Source organism: Micromonospora sp. NPDC050686, from assembly GCF_040654475.1.
In the GTDB taxonomy this organism is placed as follows: domain Bacteria; phylum Actinomycetota; class Actinomycetes; order Mycobacteriales; family Micromonosporaceae; genus Micromonospora.
Window position 1 is genome coordinate 319,780 of sequence record NZ_JBFAID010000002.1, and the last position, 15,369, is coordinate 335,148.

General features: G+C 72.5%; 10 protein-coding genes and 1 pseudogene. 6 read left to right on the forward strand and 5 right to left on the reverse strand.

Annotated elements, in window-relative coordinates; genetic code table 11:
• The first annotated feature begins 16 nt into the window (after nucleotides 1-16).
• Nucleotides 17-1,000: a porphobilinogen synthase gene (hemB, locus tag AB0H57_RS03715; RefSeq protein WP_357502278.1), complete on the forward strand. Its 984-nt coding sequence runs from the start codon at nucleotides 17-19 to the stop codon at nucleotides 998-1,000.
• 503 nt (nucleotides 1,001-1,503) lie between these two features.
• Complete coding sequence (locus AB0H57_RS03720) at nucleotides 1,504-2,007, forward strand: helix-turn-helix transcriptional regulator (protein ID WP_357502279.1); 504 nt, start codon at nucleotides 1,504-1,506, stop codon at nucleotides 2,005-2,007.
• On the opposite strand, the gene AB0H57_RS03725 is transcribed toward AB0H57_RS03720, so the two are convergent.
• The 3 genes and pseudogenes from AB0H57_RS03725 to AB0H57_RS03735 all read right to left on the reverse strand — a co-directional run.
• A complete protein-coding gene (locus tag AB0H57_RS03725) occupies nucleotides 2,001-3,044 on the reverse strand; it encodes a GNAT family N-acetyltransferase (RefSeq protein ID WP_357502319.1) in 1,044 nt (347 codons plus the stop codon). The two genes, AB0H57_RS03720 and AB0H57_RS03725, sit on opposite strands and share 7 nt — an antisense overlap.
• A 73-nt stretch (nucleotides 3,045-3,117) precedes the next feature.
• Nucleotides 3,118-4,350 carry a lytic murein transglycosylase gene (locus AB0H57_RS03730; RefSeq protein WP_357502282.1) on the reverse strand — a complete coding sequence of 411 codons (1,233 nt, stop codon included), beginning with the start codon at nucleotides 4,348-4,350 and terminating at the stop codon, nucleotides 3,118-3,120.
• A 398-nt stretch (nucleotides 4,351-4,748) separates the two neighbouring features.
• Nucleotides 4,749-6,056: pseudogene (locus AB0H57_RS03735) on the reverse strand (hypothetical protein); the annotation flags it as partial.
• A gap of 481 nt (nucleotides 6,057-6,537) precedes the next feature.
• Between AB0H57_RS03735 and AB0H57_RS03740 the strand changes: the two are divergent.
• The 3 genes from AB0H57_RS03740 to AB0H57_RS03750 all read left to right on the forward strand — a co-directional run bounded on the left by AB0H57_RS03740 (nucleotide 6,538) and on the right by AB0H57_RS03750 (nucleotide 10,483).
• Nucleotides 6,538-7,215, forward strand: coding sequence for a DUF305 domain-containing protein (locus tag AB0H57_RS03740; protein WP_357502284.1), 678 nt, complete (start codon nucleotides 6,538-6,540; stop codon nucleotides 7,213-7,215).
• A 62-nt stretch (nucleotides 7,216-7,277) separates the two neighbouring features.
• Nucleotides 7,278-7,496 carry a zinc ribbon domain-containing protein gene (locus AB0H57_RS03745; protein WP_357502286.1) on the forward strand — a complete coding sequence of 73 codons (219 nt, stop codon included), beginning with the start codon at nucleotides 7,278-7,280 and terminating at the stop codon, nucleotides 7,494-7,496.
• Between the two features lie 155 nt (nucleotides 7,497-7,651).
• Entirely contained in the window at nucleotides 7,652-10,483 is a 2,832-nt protein-coding gene (locus AB0H57_RS03750; RefSeq protein WP_357502288.1) for an adenylate/guanylate cyclase domain-containing protein, read from the forward strand.
• A gap of 133 nt (nucleotides 10,484-10,616) precedes the next feature.
• Here the strand turns inward: AB0H57_RS03750 and AB0H57_RS03755 are convergent, their stop codons facing one another.
• Together AB0H57_RS03755 and AB0H57_RS03760 are read right to left on the reverse strand one after the other, a co-directional pair.
• Nucleotides 10,617-11,159: a phospholipase gene (locus tag AB0H57_RS03755; protein WP_357502290.1), complete on the reverse strand. Its 543-nt coding sequence runs from the start codon at nucleotides 11,157-11,159 to the stop codon at nucleotides 10,617-10,619.
• Between the two features lie 211 nt (nucleotides 11,160-11,370).
• Nucleotides 11,371-13,026 carry a family 10 glycosylhydrolase gene (locus AB0H57_RS03760; RefSeq protein ID WP_357502291.1) on the reverse strand — a complete coding sequence of 552 codons (1,656 nt, stop codon included), beginning with the start codon at nucleotides 13,024-13,026 and terminating at the stop codon, nucleotides 11,371-11,373.
• A gap of 449 nt (nucleotides 13,027-13,475) precedes the next feature.
• Between AB0H57_RS03760 and AB0H57_RS03765 the strand changes: the two genes are divergently transcribed.
• Nucleotides 13,476-14,846, forward strand: coding sequence for an amino acid permease (locus AB0H57_RS03765; RefSeq protein WP_357502293.1), 1,371 nt, complete (start codon nucleotides 13,476-13,478; stop codon nucleotides 14,844-14,846).
• Nucleotides 14,847-15,369: the final 523 nt, after the last annotated feature.

Genomic DNA, 15,369 nt, shown 5'->3' on the forward strand with positions numbered 1-15,369 from the left:
TGCAGGGAGGCCCGTCATGCCGTACCCCGAGATCCGGCCCCGCCGGCTGCGCCGCAACGCCGCCGTGCGCCGGCTCGTCTCCGAGACCCGCGTCGACCCGGCCGAGCTGGTCGTGCCGATGTTCGTCAAGGAGGGGCTGGCGGAGCCCCGGCAGATCGCGTCGCTGCCGGGGGTGCTCCAGCACTCCCGGGAGTCGCTGCGCAAGGCCGCCGCGGAGGCGGTCCAGGCCGGCGTCGGCGGGATCATGCTCTTCGGGGTGCCGGCGTCGCGGGACGAGTCCGGCTCGGGGGGCCTGGACCCGGACGGCATCCTCAACGTCGCCATCCGGGACGTCGTCGCCGAGGTCGGCGACGCCACCGTGGTGATGAGCGACCTCTGTTTGGACGAGTTCACCTCGCACGGGCACTGCGGCCTGCTCACCCCGGACGGCGCGGTGGACAACGACGCCACCCTGGAGGCGTACGCCCGGATGGCGGTCGCCCAGGCCGACGCCGGTGTCCACATGGTCGGGGCGTCCGGGATGATGGACGGCCAGGTCGGCGTGGTCCGGCGGGCCCTGGACGCCGCCGGCCACACCGACGTCTCGGTGCTCGCCTACGCCGCCAAGTACGCCTCCGCGTTCTACGGCCCGTTCCGGGACGCGGTGGAGTCGGCGCTGGAGGGGGACCGGCGCACCTACCAGCAGGACCCGGCGAACCTGCGCGAGTCGCTGCGCGAGGTGGAGCTGGACGTCGCCGAGGGCGCCGACCTGGTGATGGTCAAGCCGGCCCTGCCGTACCTCGACGTGGTCGCGGCGGTCCGGGCCGCGGTGGACGTCCCGGTCGCCGCCTACCAGGTCTCCGGCGAGTACGCGATGGTCGAGGCGGCCGCCGCGAACGGCTGGATCGACCGCGAGCGGGCGATGCTGGAGACGCTCACCTCGATCCGCCGGGCCGGCGCGCAGATCATCCTCACCTACTGGGCGGTCGAGGCGGCCCGGCTACTCCGCGAGCGTTACTGAACCCTCTCCCCGTTCCTCGCGCGGGCGCCGGCGGACCACCCGTGTCGCGCCGTGCCTTGGTTGCGCCGTGTCGCGTCGTGATGTCCGGGTCTCTGTCCGCCGCGAAGCAGCTCCCAGTGCCCTCCGGGCCGTTCCGCGGTCCGCCCGCGTCCGGAGCCCGGGTGGCCTCGCTCGCCGCCTTTGCTCTGCTTCAGCCGAGGCAACACCCGCGGCGGTTTTGTGTTGCCTCCGCTGAAGCAGAGCAAAGCGGGCGGATGAGGGTTGCCCGGGGGCAGGGTCTGGCCAGCCCGCTCCGGCGGCCGGGCCGGGGCTGCGTCGAGCATTCCGGCAGGTCAGGGCCGGACAGGCCGTGGTCGGGCAGGGCGGGTCGCGGGCCGGGTCGAGCGGGCAGCCGAGGGAAGCGCCACCGTCCGGCATTGCGCCAGGGAGTTGTCCACAAGCTTGTCCACAGGTTTGTCCACAGGGGTTGTCGCCGGGGTGTCGCGGCGGGCAGGGTCCGGGACATGGCTTCCGCACTCGATCCCCCGGACCCCGGTCCGACCATCGGCCCCTTCCCGATCGCCGGCCTGGTGCGCCGGGCGCGGCGCATCGCCGGGCTCGGCCAGCGGCAGATGGCTCGCTTCGCCGACGTGGCGCCCTCGACCGTGGGCCGGGTCGAGGCCGGCGAGCTGACCCCCAGCCTCCGCGTGCTCGAACGGCTCCTCGGCGCGGCGGGGCTGCATCTCGCCGTGGTCGACCCGGACGGCCACGTGATCCAGCCGATGGGCGACCGGGACGACATCCGGGACGGCGCGGGCCGCCGCTACCCGTCCCATCTGAACACGATCCTCGACCCGCGACCCGGGGAGTGGTGGGCCGACATCTACGGCCTGGCCCGGCCGCCGGAGACCTACCACCGCTGCCCGGTGGAGCGGGAGGTACGGCGACGGCGCAGCCAGTGGGAGGTGCGGGTGGCGAAGAATCGCTCCGTGCCGCCGCCGCCGAACCCCCGCAGCTGGGACTACTGAGACCTCCCTCCGTCCCGGCCGGCCGCGCCGGCGTCCAGCCGGTGCACCAGCTCGGCGACGTCCACGCTGTACTCGCACCACTCCCGGTCCGGCCGATAACCCAGCTCGGCATTGACCTTGAGCATCGCCTCGTTGGCCTGCGCGTTCCAGGTCTGGACCTCGGCCAGCTCCGGCTCGGCGGAGCGCAGCTCCAGCAGCATCCGCGCCTTGATCGCCCGGTCGAGGCCGTAGCCGCGGTGGTCCTGCACCACGATGGTGTCGTACTGGTCGGCCCGGGTGGGATGCTGCGCGGGCACCACCACCTCGGTCAGCCCGGCCACCTCGCCCGAATGCTCGTGCAGCGCCAGCACGATGTACGGCTTCATGCCCCGCCGGTGCAGCGTGTCGAGGCTCTCCCGCAACCGTTGCGGGTCGTACGAGCTGGGGCGCAGCTCGCCGTCGTCGACGTCGCGCACCTCGGCCTTGGCCCGCGCGTACGCCTCGAGCAACTCCTCCGGCGGGCCGCCCGGGTGGAACTCGACGTGGTAGCCGGCCGCGACGCCGGTAGCCATCTCGGCCAGCGCCGGCCAGTCCACCGCGGTCAGGTCGAGCACGCTGCGGGTCTCCACGTACTCCCGGGCGAAGCCGAGCGAATCGTAGAAGGCGACCGCCGGGGTGCCCCCGACCACCTCCACACCGATCGACTGGAAACCCTCGTCCCACACCCGGCGGCCAGCCAGCCGGACCAGCGTCCGGCCCAGCCCGGTACGCCGGACCGACGGATGCACCAGCACCTCCAGCACGCCGATGCCGCCCAGCAGCAGCACCTGGACGTGGCCCAGGACCGCGGCGGGCCCACCGTCCTCACCCGGCTCGGCCTGGGCCAGCCAGGAGATCCGGCGTTCGCCCGGCATCACCTCGGAGAGGTATTCCCGCAGCGAACTCTCCCGCCATGGCGGGTCCTGCGGTAGATCGGTCGCGAGGACCGCGTTCAGCGTGTCCAGCAGCGACGTGATCTCGGCGGACGACGCCGTCCGTGGATCCCACTCCCGCACCATCACCCGTCTAGCTTGCCGTCAACCGCTGCCCGGGGGAAGTGTCCGCTTCTCCAAATGTATGCGAACGGTCACGTCACGTGCGGCTGGCCAGGCCGTACTCGTTGGCCTTGTCGAAGACGTCCTGCGCGTACCGGCGCACGTCGTTGTACGACAGGATCGCGCCCCACCAGTCGCCGGCGATGGTCATGTTCCGGCCGCCCTGGCAGAGGTAGTTGCCGGCGGCCAGGGCCGCGTCGTTGATGTTGTGCGGGTCGCGCCGGCCGTCGTTGTCCGCGTCGGCCCCGACCTGCTCCCAGGTGGTCGGGATGAACTGCATCGGGCCGATCGCCCGGTCGTAGGTGGTGTCCCTGTCCAGCGCGCCCCGGTCGGTGTCCCGGATGAGAGACCGGCCGCCCTGGCCGTCCAGCGGGTCACCGATGATCTCGGGCTCCGCCCGACCGGTGGACTTCAGCGTCGCCCCGTTGGCCTGGCCGTGCCGGGACTCCACGTAGCCGATCGCGGCCAGCGTGGTCCAGCTCAACTGGCAGCTGCGGTGGGTCTGGGCCAGGACCAGCTCGGCGTAGCCGTACGCCTGCATGGCCACCGGGGAGATGTTGGTCCGCGCGCCGACCTGCTGCGCCCAGATGGCGAGCGCGTCCGCCGGTCGGCCGGTCGCCGTCTGGCCGACCGCCGCCCCGGCGGATTGCGGTGTGGTGGGCGGCACGGTGACCTCGGGCAGCCCCGCCGGCCCGGACGCGCCCGGTGCCCCGGCGGTCGGCGGTGCCCCGGCGGTCGCCGGTGGCAGGGCGGTCGCCGGCGGCAGGGCGTCGCCCGTCGGTAGGCCGAGCGGGGTGGTCGCAGTGGCGTCCGCGGCGACCTGCTGCCCGGCGGTTGCCGGCACCAGCAGCGCGCCGGCCGCCGCGGTGACCCCGACCAGGAGCAGCAGGAAGAGCCCGGAGAGCGTGACCCGGCCGCTCGGCCGGCCGGACCAGGCGCGGGTGGCCCGGGCGGCGGCCAGCACCAGCCGCCGGGACGGCACCGGCACCGCGTGCGCGAACGGAATCCGGCGCCGCTGTCCCCCGGCCGTCGTCGCTGGCGTCGGGACACCGGCCGCCTCCGTCCGGGCACCGGCTGTACCCGACGCGGCGTCCGGCGGAGTCGACCCGGCGTCCGGCGGACCTGACCCGGCGTCCGGCGGCGTCGGCGTGGTGGGCCTCAGCTCGGCGCGTCGAGGGCGAGGGACAGCCGGCCGGGCGGCCCCGAGATCGTCGGGCGGCGTAGCCGGACGCAGGGGCCGAACTGTCGATCTGTCTTCGCCGTCCACCACCCGTCGAGTATCACCCATCTCCGCCCGGGGCGGCAGATCCGGTCCTGCCGGCGGCAACACACCGGGCTCCGGCCCGGCGGAATCCGCCGGGCCGGAGCTGTGGTGCTGTTGCGGGTTCAGCTCGTCTTCACCGAGCCGGTGACCATGCTGTCCCGCACGGTGCCACCGATGGCGTCCACCGAGCCGTTCACCGTGCTCTCCACGATCGACGCCACGGAGGCGCCGTTCGCGGTGACCGAGCCGTTGAGGGTCGAGTTGAAGGCGATCAGGCCGGCACCCGGCGCGACCTTGGTCGCCCCGTTGACCGTCACCCCGTCCAGGCAGGTGATGCCGGACTTGATGTCGAGCCCACCGTTCTGCCGGTTGCTCAGGACGGTGGTGCAGGCCGGGTAGCTGGGCTGCGTCTGCACGTTCAGCTCATCGAACGCGATCGCGCGGGCGTTGTTCGTCCGCGGGTCGTCCAGCTTGAGGACGTCGAGGCCCTTCTGGATGTCGTTCGAGTAGATGTAGCCGTTGTGGTAGTACGTCGACCAGGAACCACCGAGGATGTTGCGGGTGTCGGAGAGCGGGCCCCGCTCCCAGTACGCGAGCTCGACCGGGTTGGCCGAGTCGGTGAAGTCGATCACCGAGATGCCGCCCTGGTACCACGCCTGGACCATGATGTCGCGGCCCATCGCCGGGATCAGCGAGCCGTTGTGCGCCACGCAGTTCTCCCGCGTGGTGTTCAGCCGCGGGATCTTGAAGTAGCTCTTGAAGACCAGCGTACGGCTGTCACCGGAGCCGACGATGTCGTAGATCGCGTCCGCGCCCTGGTTGGTCCGGTAGTTGCTGGTGCAGATCGCGCTGCTGCCGCCGCCAAGCTCGTCGGTGAAGATGACCTTGTTGCCGGCGTTGTTGAACGTGGCCGAGTGCCAGAACGCGAAGTTCGTGTCCCGGACCTGGCTGATGATCCGCGGCGCCTCCCGGTCGGAGATGTCCATCAGGACGCCATCGCCCATGCAGGCGCCGGCGGCCAGGTCAAGAGCCGGGTAGACGGTGATGTCGTGGCAACCGGTGGTGGAGTTCGCGCCGGTGGTTCCCGGGAAGAGAACCGGGGTGGCCACCACGGACGCGGCGGTCGGGTTGTCCAGCGGCACCTTGATGATCGAGATCTTGTCGTGCGGCGTCTTGCAGTACGCGGCGCTGCCCGACGGGCTGTAGGACTGCACGTAGACGTAGACGCTCTTGCCGTCCTTGCTCGGCACCAGCGTCTGGGTGTGCGAACCACAGTCGGTGCGGACCGACTTGATGTACTTCGGGTTCGCCTTGTCGCTGATGTCGAAGATCCGGACGCCCTCCCAGTGGGCCGGGTTGGCCACGGAACCGACCGCGCTGCTGCACGAGTCGTCGGTCCGCACCTGGTCGACCGCGAGGAACAGGAGGTTGCCCATGACCGACGGGTCGCCCTGCGAGCCGGAGCAGACCACCTGGCTGACGACCTGGGGCGAGGCGGGCTTGCTGACGTCGAAGACGCTGAAGCCCAGGTAGTTGCCGGCGAAGACGTAGTTGCCCTGGAACGCCAGGTCCGAGTTGTACGCTCCCTCGCTGGCGAACCCGCCGAACTTGGGGTAGTTGGCGATCTGCTGCAGGTTGGGGCTGTGGGAGATCTCGTCGACGCCCGGGATGGCGTTCGCGGCCGCCACGTCGGTGGCTGCCGCCTCGCTGATGCAGTACTCAGCGAAGTTGTCGCCGGCCGCCCGGAACGACTCGCAGACGTCCGTGCCCTCGGTGGATTCGCCGGCGCCGCTCGCCGGCGATGCGGCCACGATGCCGCTGAGTAGAAGAGCGCCTGTTGCGGCCACGGTGATGGCCAGCCTCCGGCTCCCTTGTGGGGTTCGCTCGAACATTTAGGAAACCCTTCGTCATGGGGGTTGAGCAGGGTCTCCGGACGATAACCGGCCTTCGATGCAGCGATTGTGATGCACATCACACTTAGCCGCCGCTTTGGGTTACGGTTCGGCAAACCTCGCGGCGGCGCGACGGCATGAATAACCGCAGGTAGGACCAATAGCGCCTTTTCCCTGTCTCGATCTTCCCGGGCCAGGGCACCGCCGCGTTACGATCCCGGCCATCCTCAGGGCGGACGGCGGGAGTCGAGTTGTGCTAGGTGTACGGGTCCGGGCTCTTCTCGGACGATCGCGGGCGATTGTGCTGATCGAGTTGGTTGTGCTCGCGGTGGTGGCCGCCGGGGTCGCGGCGGTCCTCTGGTGGCCGGACGACCAGCCGAGCCCGGCGGCGAAGCCGAAGCCGCCGGAGTCGCTCGCCCTGCCCCGCGCACCGGACGCGACCGCGCCGGTGCTGCTGCCCGGGGCCCCTGGTGAGCCGGCGAAGACCCTCGCGGCCAACGAGATGTCGCCCCTGCCGCGTCCGTCGCACAACAACGCCGACACCCGGTTCGTGACGATGATGATCCCGCACCACGAGCAGGCGCTCGTGATGGCCAGGCTGGTGGCGGACCGGGGGCAGAACTCACAGATCAAGATCATTGCCGATCGGATCCTGGCGGCCCAGGAGCCGGAGATCAAGACGCTGGATACCTGGCTGACGGACCGTGGCCTGGACCGGAACTCCGGCGGCCGTCACCAGCACGGCATGGGTGGCATGCAGTCACCGGAGGCATTGGACCGGCTCACCGCCGCCCGGGGCGCCGAGTTCGACCGGATGTTCGTCAGCATGATGATCGAACATCACCAGGGCGCGATCGACATGGCGGGCGAGGTGCTGGCGCTCGGGGTCGACGTCATCATCAACGAGATGGCCAGTGGCGTCATCGCCGAGCAGAGTGCAGAGATCAACAGGATGCGCGAGGCGCTGGACGCGAAGTAGTCCGTCACGCGCGGCAGCACGGCGAACCGGCACTCCCCGCCAGCGGGACGTACCCTGATGACATGCCCCGGTACGAGTTCCGCTGCCGCGCCTGCGGCGACACCTTCGAGGTCAACCGGCCGATGTCGGAGGCCGGCGCGCCGGCGTCCTGCCCCCAGGGTCACGGTGACACGGTCAAGCTGCTGTCCACGGTGGCGGTGACCGGCCGGGGCGGCGGTGTGCCCGGCGGCGCCCCCGCCCCGACGGGCGGCGGGTGCTGCGGCGGCGGCTGCGGCTGCTGAACCCTCCCGCCTCCGCCTGGCCGCCCGACCCAACCCCCGCTGACGATGCCGGAGGGGGCCCGGGGGTCGGGTTCCGCCCGACCGTTCTCACGATGCGTGACCGCGCGCACATAGGGCAGCATGAACCCGACGTCACGGGGCGGGAGGTTCCACGCATGTCGCCAGGGATCCACCTCCCGACCGGGTGGGTGACCTTCGTGTTCACCGACATCGAGGGGTCGACCCGGCTGGCCCAGATGCTCGGCGCGGGTTACCGCCCGGTGCTGGCCGAGCACCGCCGGCTGCTCCGCCGGACGCTGGTCGCCACCGACGGCGCCGAGCTGCTCACCGAGGGCGACTCGTTCTTCCTCGCCTTCCCGGACGCGGCGGCGGCGCTGGCCGCCTGCCTGAACGGCCAGCGGGCGCTGGCCGACCACGACTGGCCCACCCCGGACGCCGCCCCGCGGGTCCGGATGGGACTGCACACCGGGTGGGCCGAGCCGCGCGACGGGGAGTACGCCAGCCCGGAGGTGCACCGCGCGGCCCGGGTCGCCGCCGCCGCGCACGGCGGACAGGTGCTCTGCTCGGCGGCGACCGCCCGGCACGCCGACCCGCTGCCGGCCGGGGCGTCCCTGCTGGACCTGGGCCTGCACCGGCTGCGCGGCTTCGACGACCGGGAACGGCTGTTCCAGTTGGTCGCGCCGGGCCTGGAGCGGCAGTTCCCCCGGCCGCGCACCGCGGACGCGGTGGCGCACAACCTGCCCACCCAGGTCACCGCGTTCGTCGGCCGGCAGACCGAGCGGGCCGAGCTGCGCGCGCTGGTCGAGGCGCACCGGCTGGTCACCGTGCTGGGTGCGGGCGGCACCGGCAAGACGCGGCTCGCCGTGGAGCTGGCCGGCGGGGCGGTCGAGGCGTACCCGGACGGGGTGTGGTTCGTCGACATCGCCACCGTGACCGATCCCGGGCTGGTGGCGTTCGCGGTGGCCGCCGTGCTCGGGCTGCGTCCGGAGCCCGGCCGGCCGATGATGGACACCCTGGTCGAGTACGCGGCGGCCCGCCGGATGCTGATCCTGCTGGACACCTGCGACGCGCAGCCGGCGGCCTCGGCCGAGGTGATCTCCCGGCTGCTGGCCGGCGGCCGGGGGATCCGGGTGCTCGCCACCACCCGGGAGCCGTTCGGGCTGCCGGGCGAGGTGGTGTGGCGGATTCCGCCGCTGTCGGTCGAGCCCGGGCCCGGCGGCGCGGAGAGCGACGCGGTGGCGCTGCTGCTGGACCGGACGGCGGCGGCCCGGGGTGGCCGCCCGCCGGATCCGGCGGAGTCCGCCGACCTGCGGCGGGTGGTCCGCCGGCTGGACGGCCTGCCGCTCGCCATCGAACTGGCCGCCGCCCGGCTGCGGGTGCTCTCCGTGGGCCAGCTCGCCGCCCGCCTCGACGACGTGCTCGGGGTGCTGGACGCCGGCCGGGACGTGCCCGAGCCACCGCCCGCCGAGACCGGCTGGACCGGCAACCAGCAGGACACGGTGGACCTGGCCGCCGCCGCGGCCGGGGCCACCCCGCCGACCCCGGCCCACCGGGCGATGCAACGCTCCGCCAGCGAACGCCACCTCACCATGCAGGCGACCGTCACCTGGTCGTACCGCACGCTGGGCCCACGCGCGTCCCGGCTGCTGCGCTGGCTGGCGGTCTTCGCCGGCCCGGTGGACCTGCCCACCGTGGAGTGGCTGCTCGGCGAGGACCCGCTCGACCCGCTGTCGGTGCTGGTGGACAAGTCGATGGTGCTGGCCGAACCACGGGCGTCGGGCAGCACCTACCGGATGCTGGACCCGATCCGGGCGTACGCGGGCCGCCGGCTGACCGAGGCCGGCGAGGAGCAGGCGGCCCGGAACCGGCACGTCGCCTGGTGCACACACGCCCTGGAGCGCGCCCACCTGGGCCCGGACGGCCGGCCGGTGACGCTGTCGCTGTACGCCCTGGACCCGCTCGCCGACGAGCTGCGCGCGGCGTTGCGCTGGTGCGCCACCGGGGGCAGCGCCCGGGCCGGGCTGCGGCTGGCCGGTGGGCTGGACCACTGGTGGCGGGAGCGTGGGCTGGCCCGGGAGGGGCGGCTGTGGCTCTTCCGGCTCTACGGGCGGATCGCGGAGCACGGCGAGGCGATCCCGGAGGCGGAGCTGGCGGCGGCGTACCACATGCATTCGCTGCACGCGGGGGCCGACGGCGAGTTCGCCGAGGAGCTGCGCTTCTCCCAGCGTGCCGAGGCGGCCGCCCGGCAGGCCGGTGACGCCGGGCTGCTGGCCCGGGTGCTGGCCGGCCGGGCGGCGCCCCTGATCGACCTGGGGCAGTTCGCCGAGGCGGAGCGGGTCTGCCGGGAGGTCATCGACTGGGCGTACGAGCAGGAGGTGGCCGGGGACGCGCTCTTCGCCGTGTTCAACCTGGCCGAGCTGCTGTGGCGGCGGGGTGCCCTCGACGAGGCGGCGGAACTGCTCGGGGCGGCCCGACCGGTGGAGGCGAGCCGGCCGGTGGAACGGGGCCGCCGCTCGGTGGACATGCTGCTCGGCGTGGTGGCGCTGGCCCGCGGTGACCTGGTCGCGGCGCACGAGCACCTGATGGTGGCGCTGCGCTCCCGGATGAGCCACGGCTACCACGGCCGGGCCTGCGACACGGTCAACGCGGTCGCGGTCCGCTGCGCGGCGGGCCGGCAGCCGCTGCTCGCCGCCCGGCTCTTCGGCGCGGGCCAGACCGTACGGGCGACCATGCGGGCCACCCCGGGGCTGTACGGCGAGTACTGGCTGGAACGGCAGGCCGAGCTGCGCCGGACGCTGGGCGAAACCGTCTACGACCGGGCGTACGCCGAGGGTGGCGAGCTGGGCCTGGAGGAGGCGGCGGTGCTGGCCCTCGGCGTGGAACACCCCGACCTGGCGGTGGGCTCGGGCCGCTTCGGCGCCGGCGGTGGTCCCGCCCCGGGTCAGCCTGGCCCCGACCCGGGCTGGCGTCCCGCCGAGCACGCCTGACCCGGCCGCCGGGCACCGAACCCGCCGACGTAGGCCGAGCTGGCCTGACCCGGCCTGCCTGAGCCACCGGCCGAAGCGGTACGCCCCGGCCGGCGGGCCGGGGCGTACCTTTGGCGCGTCTGCGCCGGTCCGGTCAGGAGCGGGCGGCGGCGCGGCGTTCGGCGTCGGCCTTCATCCGGGCGGCGCGGTCGATGTCGGCCTGCTGGACGGCCGCGACGGAGCCGAAGATGCTGACCGCCTCGTAGTAGGTCCAGGCCAGGCTGTAACAGGCCGGCCGGACGACGACGTTGTACGTGGCGCAGACCCGCTTCAGGTCCGCGTAGAAGGCGCTGTCCAGCCGGGACTTGTTGGCGGAGAACCGGCCCATCGCCTTGTAGTTGCGGTATCCGAAGTCGTGCCGGTAACAGCTGAGGCTGAAGCTGAAGCCGAGCGGGTTGTCGGGGCTGGACGAGCAGTAGTCGGTCGACCAGTCGAAGGCGTACTCCGACCAGGCGCCCTTGTTGAGGCGGCCGGCGTTCCAGGCGTTGTAGCTGGTGGCGCTGGTCTGGGTCCAGCTGGACAGGACGGCGAGCTTCTGCTCGGTGCTCACCGCGGCGGCGGCGGGGGAGCCGGCGCCCAGCAGGGCGAGCAGCGCGATCGCGCCGGCGGCGAGGGTGGTGGCGAGGCGTCTGGACACGGGTACCTCCGCGGGGGTCTGCGGTACGGCGATCACCCCCGGCGGGTCACCGGGGACGTCGATAATCGTCGATCATCCAGCGGGCGTCGAGCCGTGCCGAACGCGAACCACCGCTGACATACGTCGAAACAGACGAATGCCGCGCCCCTCGGGTGTTGAGCAGGGGCCCCTTCTCTACCGCAGGCGTTAAGAAGGGGCCCCTGCCTGTATCTCAGCGGATGGTGCGGGGTGGGCTCGGCGGGCCCTCGTTCCAGGAGCGGTCGAGGGCGGTCACGTAGTAGGTGTAGCGGCCGTCGGCCGCCGCGGTACCGTCCAGCCAGGACTGGACCGGGCCGTCCGTGCCGCGCACGGTGCCGACCAGGTGGGCCGCGTCGGCGAAGTCGCATTGCTCGGCGCGGTCGGCGCCGTCGAACCGGTAGATGGCGTACGAGGTGGCGGTGCCGAGTGGGCCCCGGCCGTCCGCCGGCTGCAGCCAGCTCAGCCGTACGCCGTCGGCCTGCCGCTGGGCCGTGGTGATGACCGGGGACAGCAGCGGGCGCGACGGGAGTTGGGGCATGGCCGGCGCCAGCGCCGGTCGGGAGTAGTGCTCGGCGGCGTAGCTGTCGGTGGCGCCGAGCCGGTTCGCCCGTACCTGCACCGCCGAGAAGTGCACGTTGCCGAGCACCTCCGGGTACGCCCGGTTGAGCGTCAGGTGGTCGGACAGCTCGTTCGGGTTCATCCAGTACGAGCCGTACGCCGGGTCACCGCTCTTGTAGTCGGCCTGGCCGATGTAGAGCTGGACCTTGGTGCCGCGTACCTGCTCCGCCCACCACGGCACCAGCCGGGCGTAGTCGGCGGCCGGGTACTGCCCGATGTACCAGTAGAGCTGCGGCACCACGTAGTCGATCCACTCCTCCTTGATCCACTTTCGGGTGTCGGCGGAGATGATGTCGTACGACTGGGAGCCGGTGGTGTCCGAGCCGGCCGGGTCGGCGGACTTGTTGCGCCAGATGCCGAACGGGCTGACGCCGAACTTCACCCACGGCTTGGCCGCCTTGATCTTGGAGTTCATCTCCCGGATCAGCAGGTTGATGTTGTCCCGCCGCCAGTCGGCCCGGTCGGTGAAGCCCCGGTTGTACGCGGCGAACGTGGCGTCGTCCGGCACCTGCCAGGTGCCGCTCGGGTACGGGTAGAAGTAGTCGTCGAAGTGCAGACCGTCGATGTCGTACTGCTCGACCGCGTCCATCATCGCGGTCTGGACGAACTCGCGGACCTCGGGGAGGCCGGGGTTGTAGTAGAGCCGGCTGCCGGCGACCCCGGCCGGCGGGTACGCGAAGACCCAGTCCGGGTGCTGGCGGACCGGGTGGTCCGGGGCCAGCATCGAGATGTCCGCACCGGCGCCGCCCGGGGCGGGCATGGAGACCCGGTACGGGTTCATCCAGGCGTGGAACTCCAGGTTGCGCTTGTGTGACTCCTCGACCAGGAAGGCCAGCGGGTCCCAGCCCGGGTCCCGGCCGCGCACCCCGGTCAGGTACTCCGACCACGGTTCGTGCGGGGACGGCCAGAACGCGTCGGCGGTCGGGCGGACCTGGACCACGACGGCGTTGTGGTTGAGCCGCTGCGCCAGGTCGAGCCAGCCCAGGTACTCCGCCTTCTGCTTGGCGACCTGGTCGGGCGCGGTCCAGGAGGCCTTGCTGGGCCAGTCGATGTTGGTCACCGAGGCGATCCACATGGCCCGGAACTGGCGCTTCGGGGTGGCCGGATCGGTGACGCAGGTGGCGGTGGAGTCGGGCGTCGCGTCGGGCGCGGCGCTGGCGGGGGCGACGGCGGCCAGTGCGCCGAGCAGTGCCGCGGTCAGCCCGGCGGTGGCGAGCCGAGTTGCCTTCATGCGGTGTGTCCCTTCGTCGGGGGCTCCCGGTCTTCTCGCGGCGGCAGTGGCAACATTCGCCGTACGCTATCGACCGCTGGTAGGAAATTTTCACACCGGACGGGGTGAACGCAAGGGTCTGGGGCGGATTGCGCCGCAGGTCCGGCCCGGTTCGACGCCGGTCCATCGTGGGAGCTGTTCCACCTGGCGGATGGTGACCGGCTCCACACGGCGGGTGGTGGCCAAGATGGGGGGAGAAGTGGGGGTTGACGAGGGTCCGTCCTGGGTAGCATCGCCCACCGCTGGCCGCCAGAAGGGTGGGCAACGGGAGGGGTGATCGCGGTGTCGGTACTGCGGACCAAACCGATCAAGGACGTGATGGCCAGAGCCAGGCCGACGGTGCGGACGGCGGTCCGGGGCTGAAACGGCGCCTCGGCGCGCTCGACCTCACCGGCTTCGGCATCGGCATCGTGATCGGCACCGGCATCTTCACGCTGACCGGCATCGAGGCCAAGAACTCCGCCGGGCCGGGAGTGGTGATCTCGTTCGCCATCGCCGGGGTGGTCGCCCTGCTCGCCGCGCTCTGCTACGCCGAGTTGGCCTCCAGCGTCCCGGCCGCCGGCAGCGCCTACACCTACGCGTACGCCACGATGGGCGAGATCGTCGCCTGGATCATCGGCTGGGACCTGCTGCTGGAGTTCGCGCTCGGCGCCGCGGTGGTCGCCCGGGGCTGGTCCGGCTACCTGGGCGAGCTGTTCGGCCTGCCGACCACCTGGTTCGGTGAGGAGGGCAGCATCGTCAACGTCGGCGCGATCGCGATCGTGCTGATCCTCGGTGTGGTGGGCATCGTCGGCATCCGGGAGTCCGCCCGGGTCACCAACCTGCTGGTGCTGGTCAAGGTGGCCATCTGCGTCTTCATCGTGGTCGCCGGCCTGTTCTTCGTGAAGGCCGCCAACCTCAGCCCGTTCATCCCGGCCGCGGAGCCGGCCTCCGGCGGTGAGGGCGGCATCCGGCAGCCGGTCACCCAGGCCCTGTTCGGGATGGATCCGTCCGTGTTCGGCCTGGCCGGGGCGCTCAGCGCCGCCGCGGTGGTCTTCTTCGCGTACACCGGCTTCGAGGCGGTGGCCAATCTCGGTGAGGAGACCCGCAGGCCCAAGCGGGACCTGCCGCTCGGCCTGCTCGGCACGCTGGGCGTCTCCACCGTGCTGTACATCGCCGTCTCGCTGGTGGTGGTCGGCACGGTCAAGTACACCGACATCGACGAGGGCGCTCCGATCGCCTCGGCCTTCAACTCGGTGGGCGCCGGCTGGGCCGCCGTGCTGGTCTCCATCGCCGCCGTCGCCGGTCTGACCAGCGTGATCCTGGTCGACCTGGTGGCCATGGGCCGGATCGGCTTCGCCATCGCCCGGGACGGGCTGATCCCGCCGTCGATCGCGAAGGTGCACCCGCGCTGGGGCACCCCGTACCGGATCTCGGCCGTCATGACCGTCGGCGTCGCGCTGCTGGCCGGCTTCCTGCCGCTGTCCGCGCTGGCCGACCTGGTCAGCATCGGCGCGCTCTGCGCGTTCGTGCTGGTGTCGGTGGCGGTGCCGATCCTGCGGCGCCGGCGGCCGGACCTGGAGCGGTCGTTCAAGGTGCCGTTCTCCCCGGTGCTGCCGATCGTCTCGGCGCTGGCCTGCCTCTACCTGATGCTCAACCTGTCCGTGGAGACCTGGATCCGGTTCCTGATCTGGATGCTGCTCGGTGCGGTCATCTACTTCGGCTACGGCTACCGGAAGAACCGGCTCGCCCGCATCGAGGACGGCAACCCGCCGGTCCCCCCGCAGCGCACGTCCGCCTGACCGGCGCCGCGCCGCACCGTCGCCCCGACCCGCCGGCCCACCCGCCGGCCCGCCCACCCCCGGCCCGCCCACCCCCGGCCCGCCCACCCCCGCCGGCCTACCCCCGCCACCCGCCCACCGCCCGCCCACCCGCCCGCACGGCCCACCGGCCTGGCCGTCGCCGCGAACGAGCTCAGCCCTGACAGACGGTGAGCGGTGCGTGCCTCCCGAGAGGCTGTTCCCCAGCCTTTGCTCTGCTTCAGTCCACGCAACAGTCACACACGGTGAGCGCACCGCCGGGGGCCTGGGGGGCCTGGCCCCGTCCGGGCCGGAAAGCTCCAGCTCAGCGCGGTGTTGCCTGGGGTGAAGCAGAGCAAAGGCGGCCGGAGGAGGTCTTGCGGGCCCCGGTGGCCGCGACGTTGGGTAACGGCGCGGAGTTGTCACGGACGGTGAACAAGTGCCGTCGACGTACGGGCAATGGCTGATCGTGATCCTGGCCCTGCTGGTGGTTCTGGCGGTCTGGTGGGTGCTGCGCGGCCGGCGG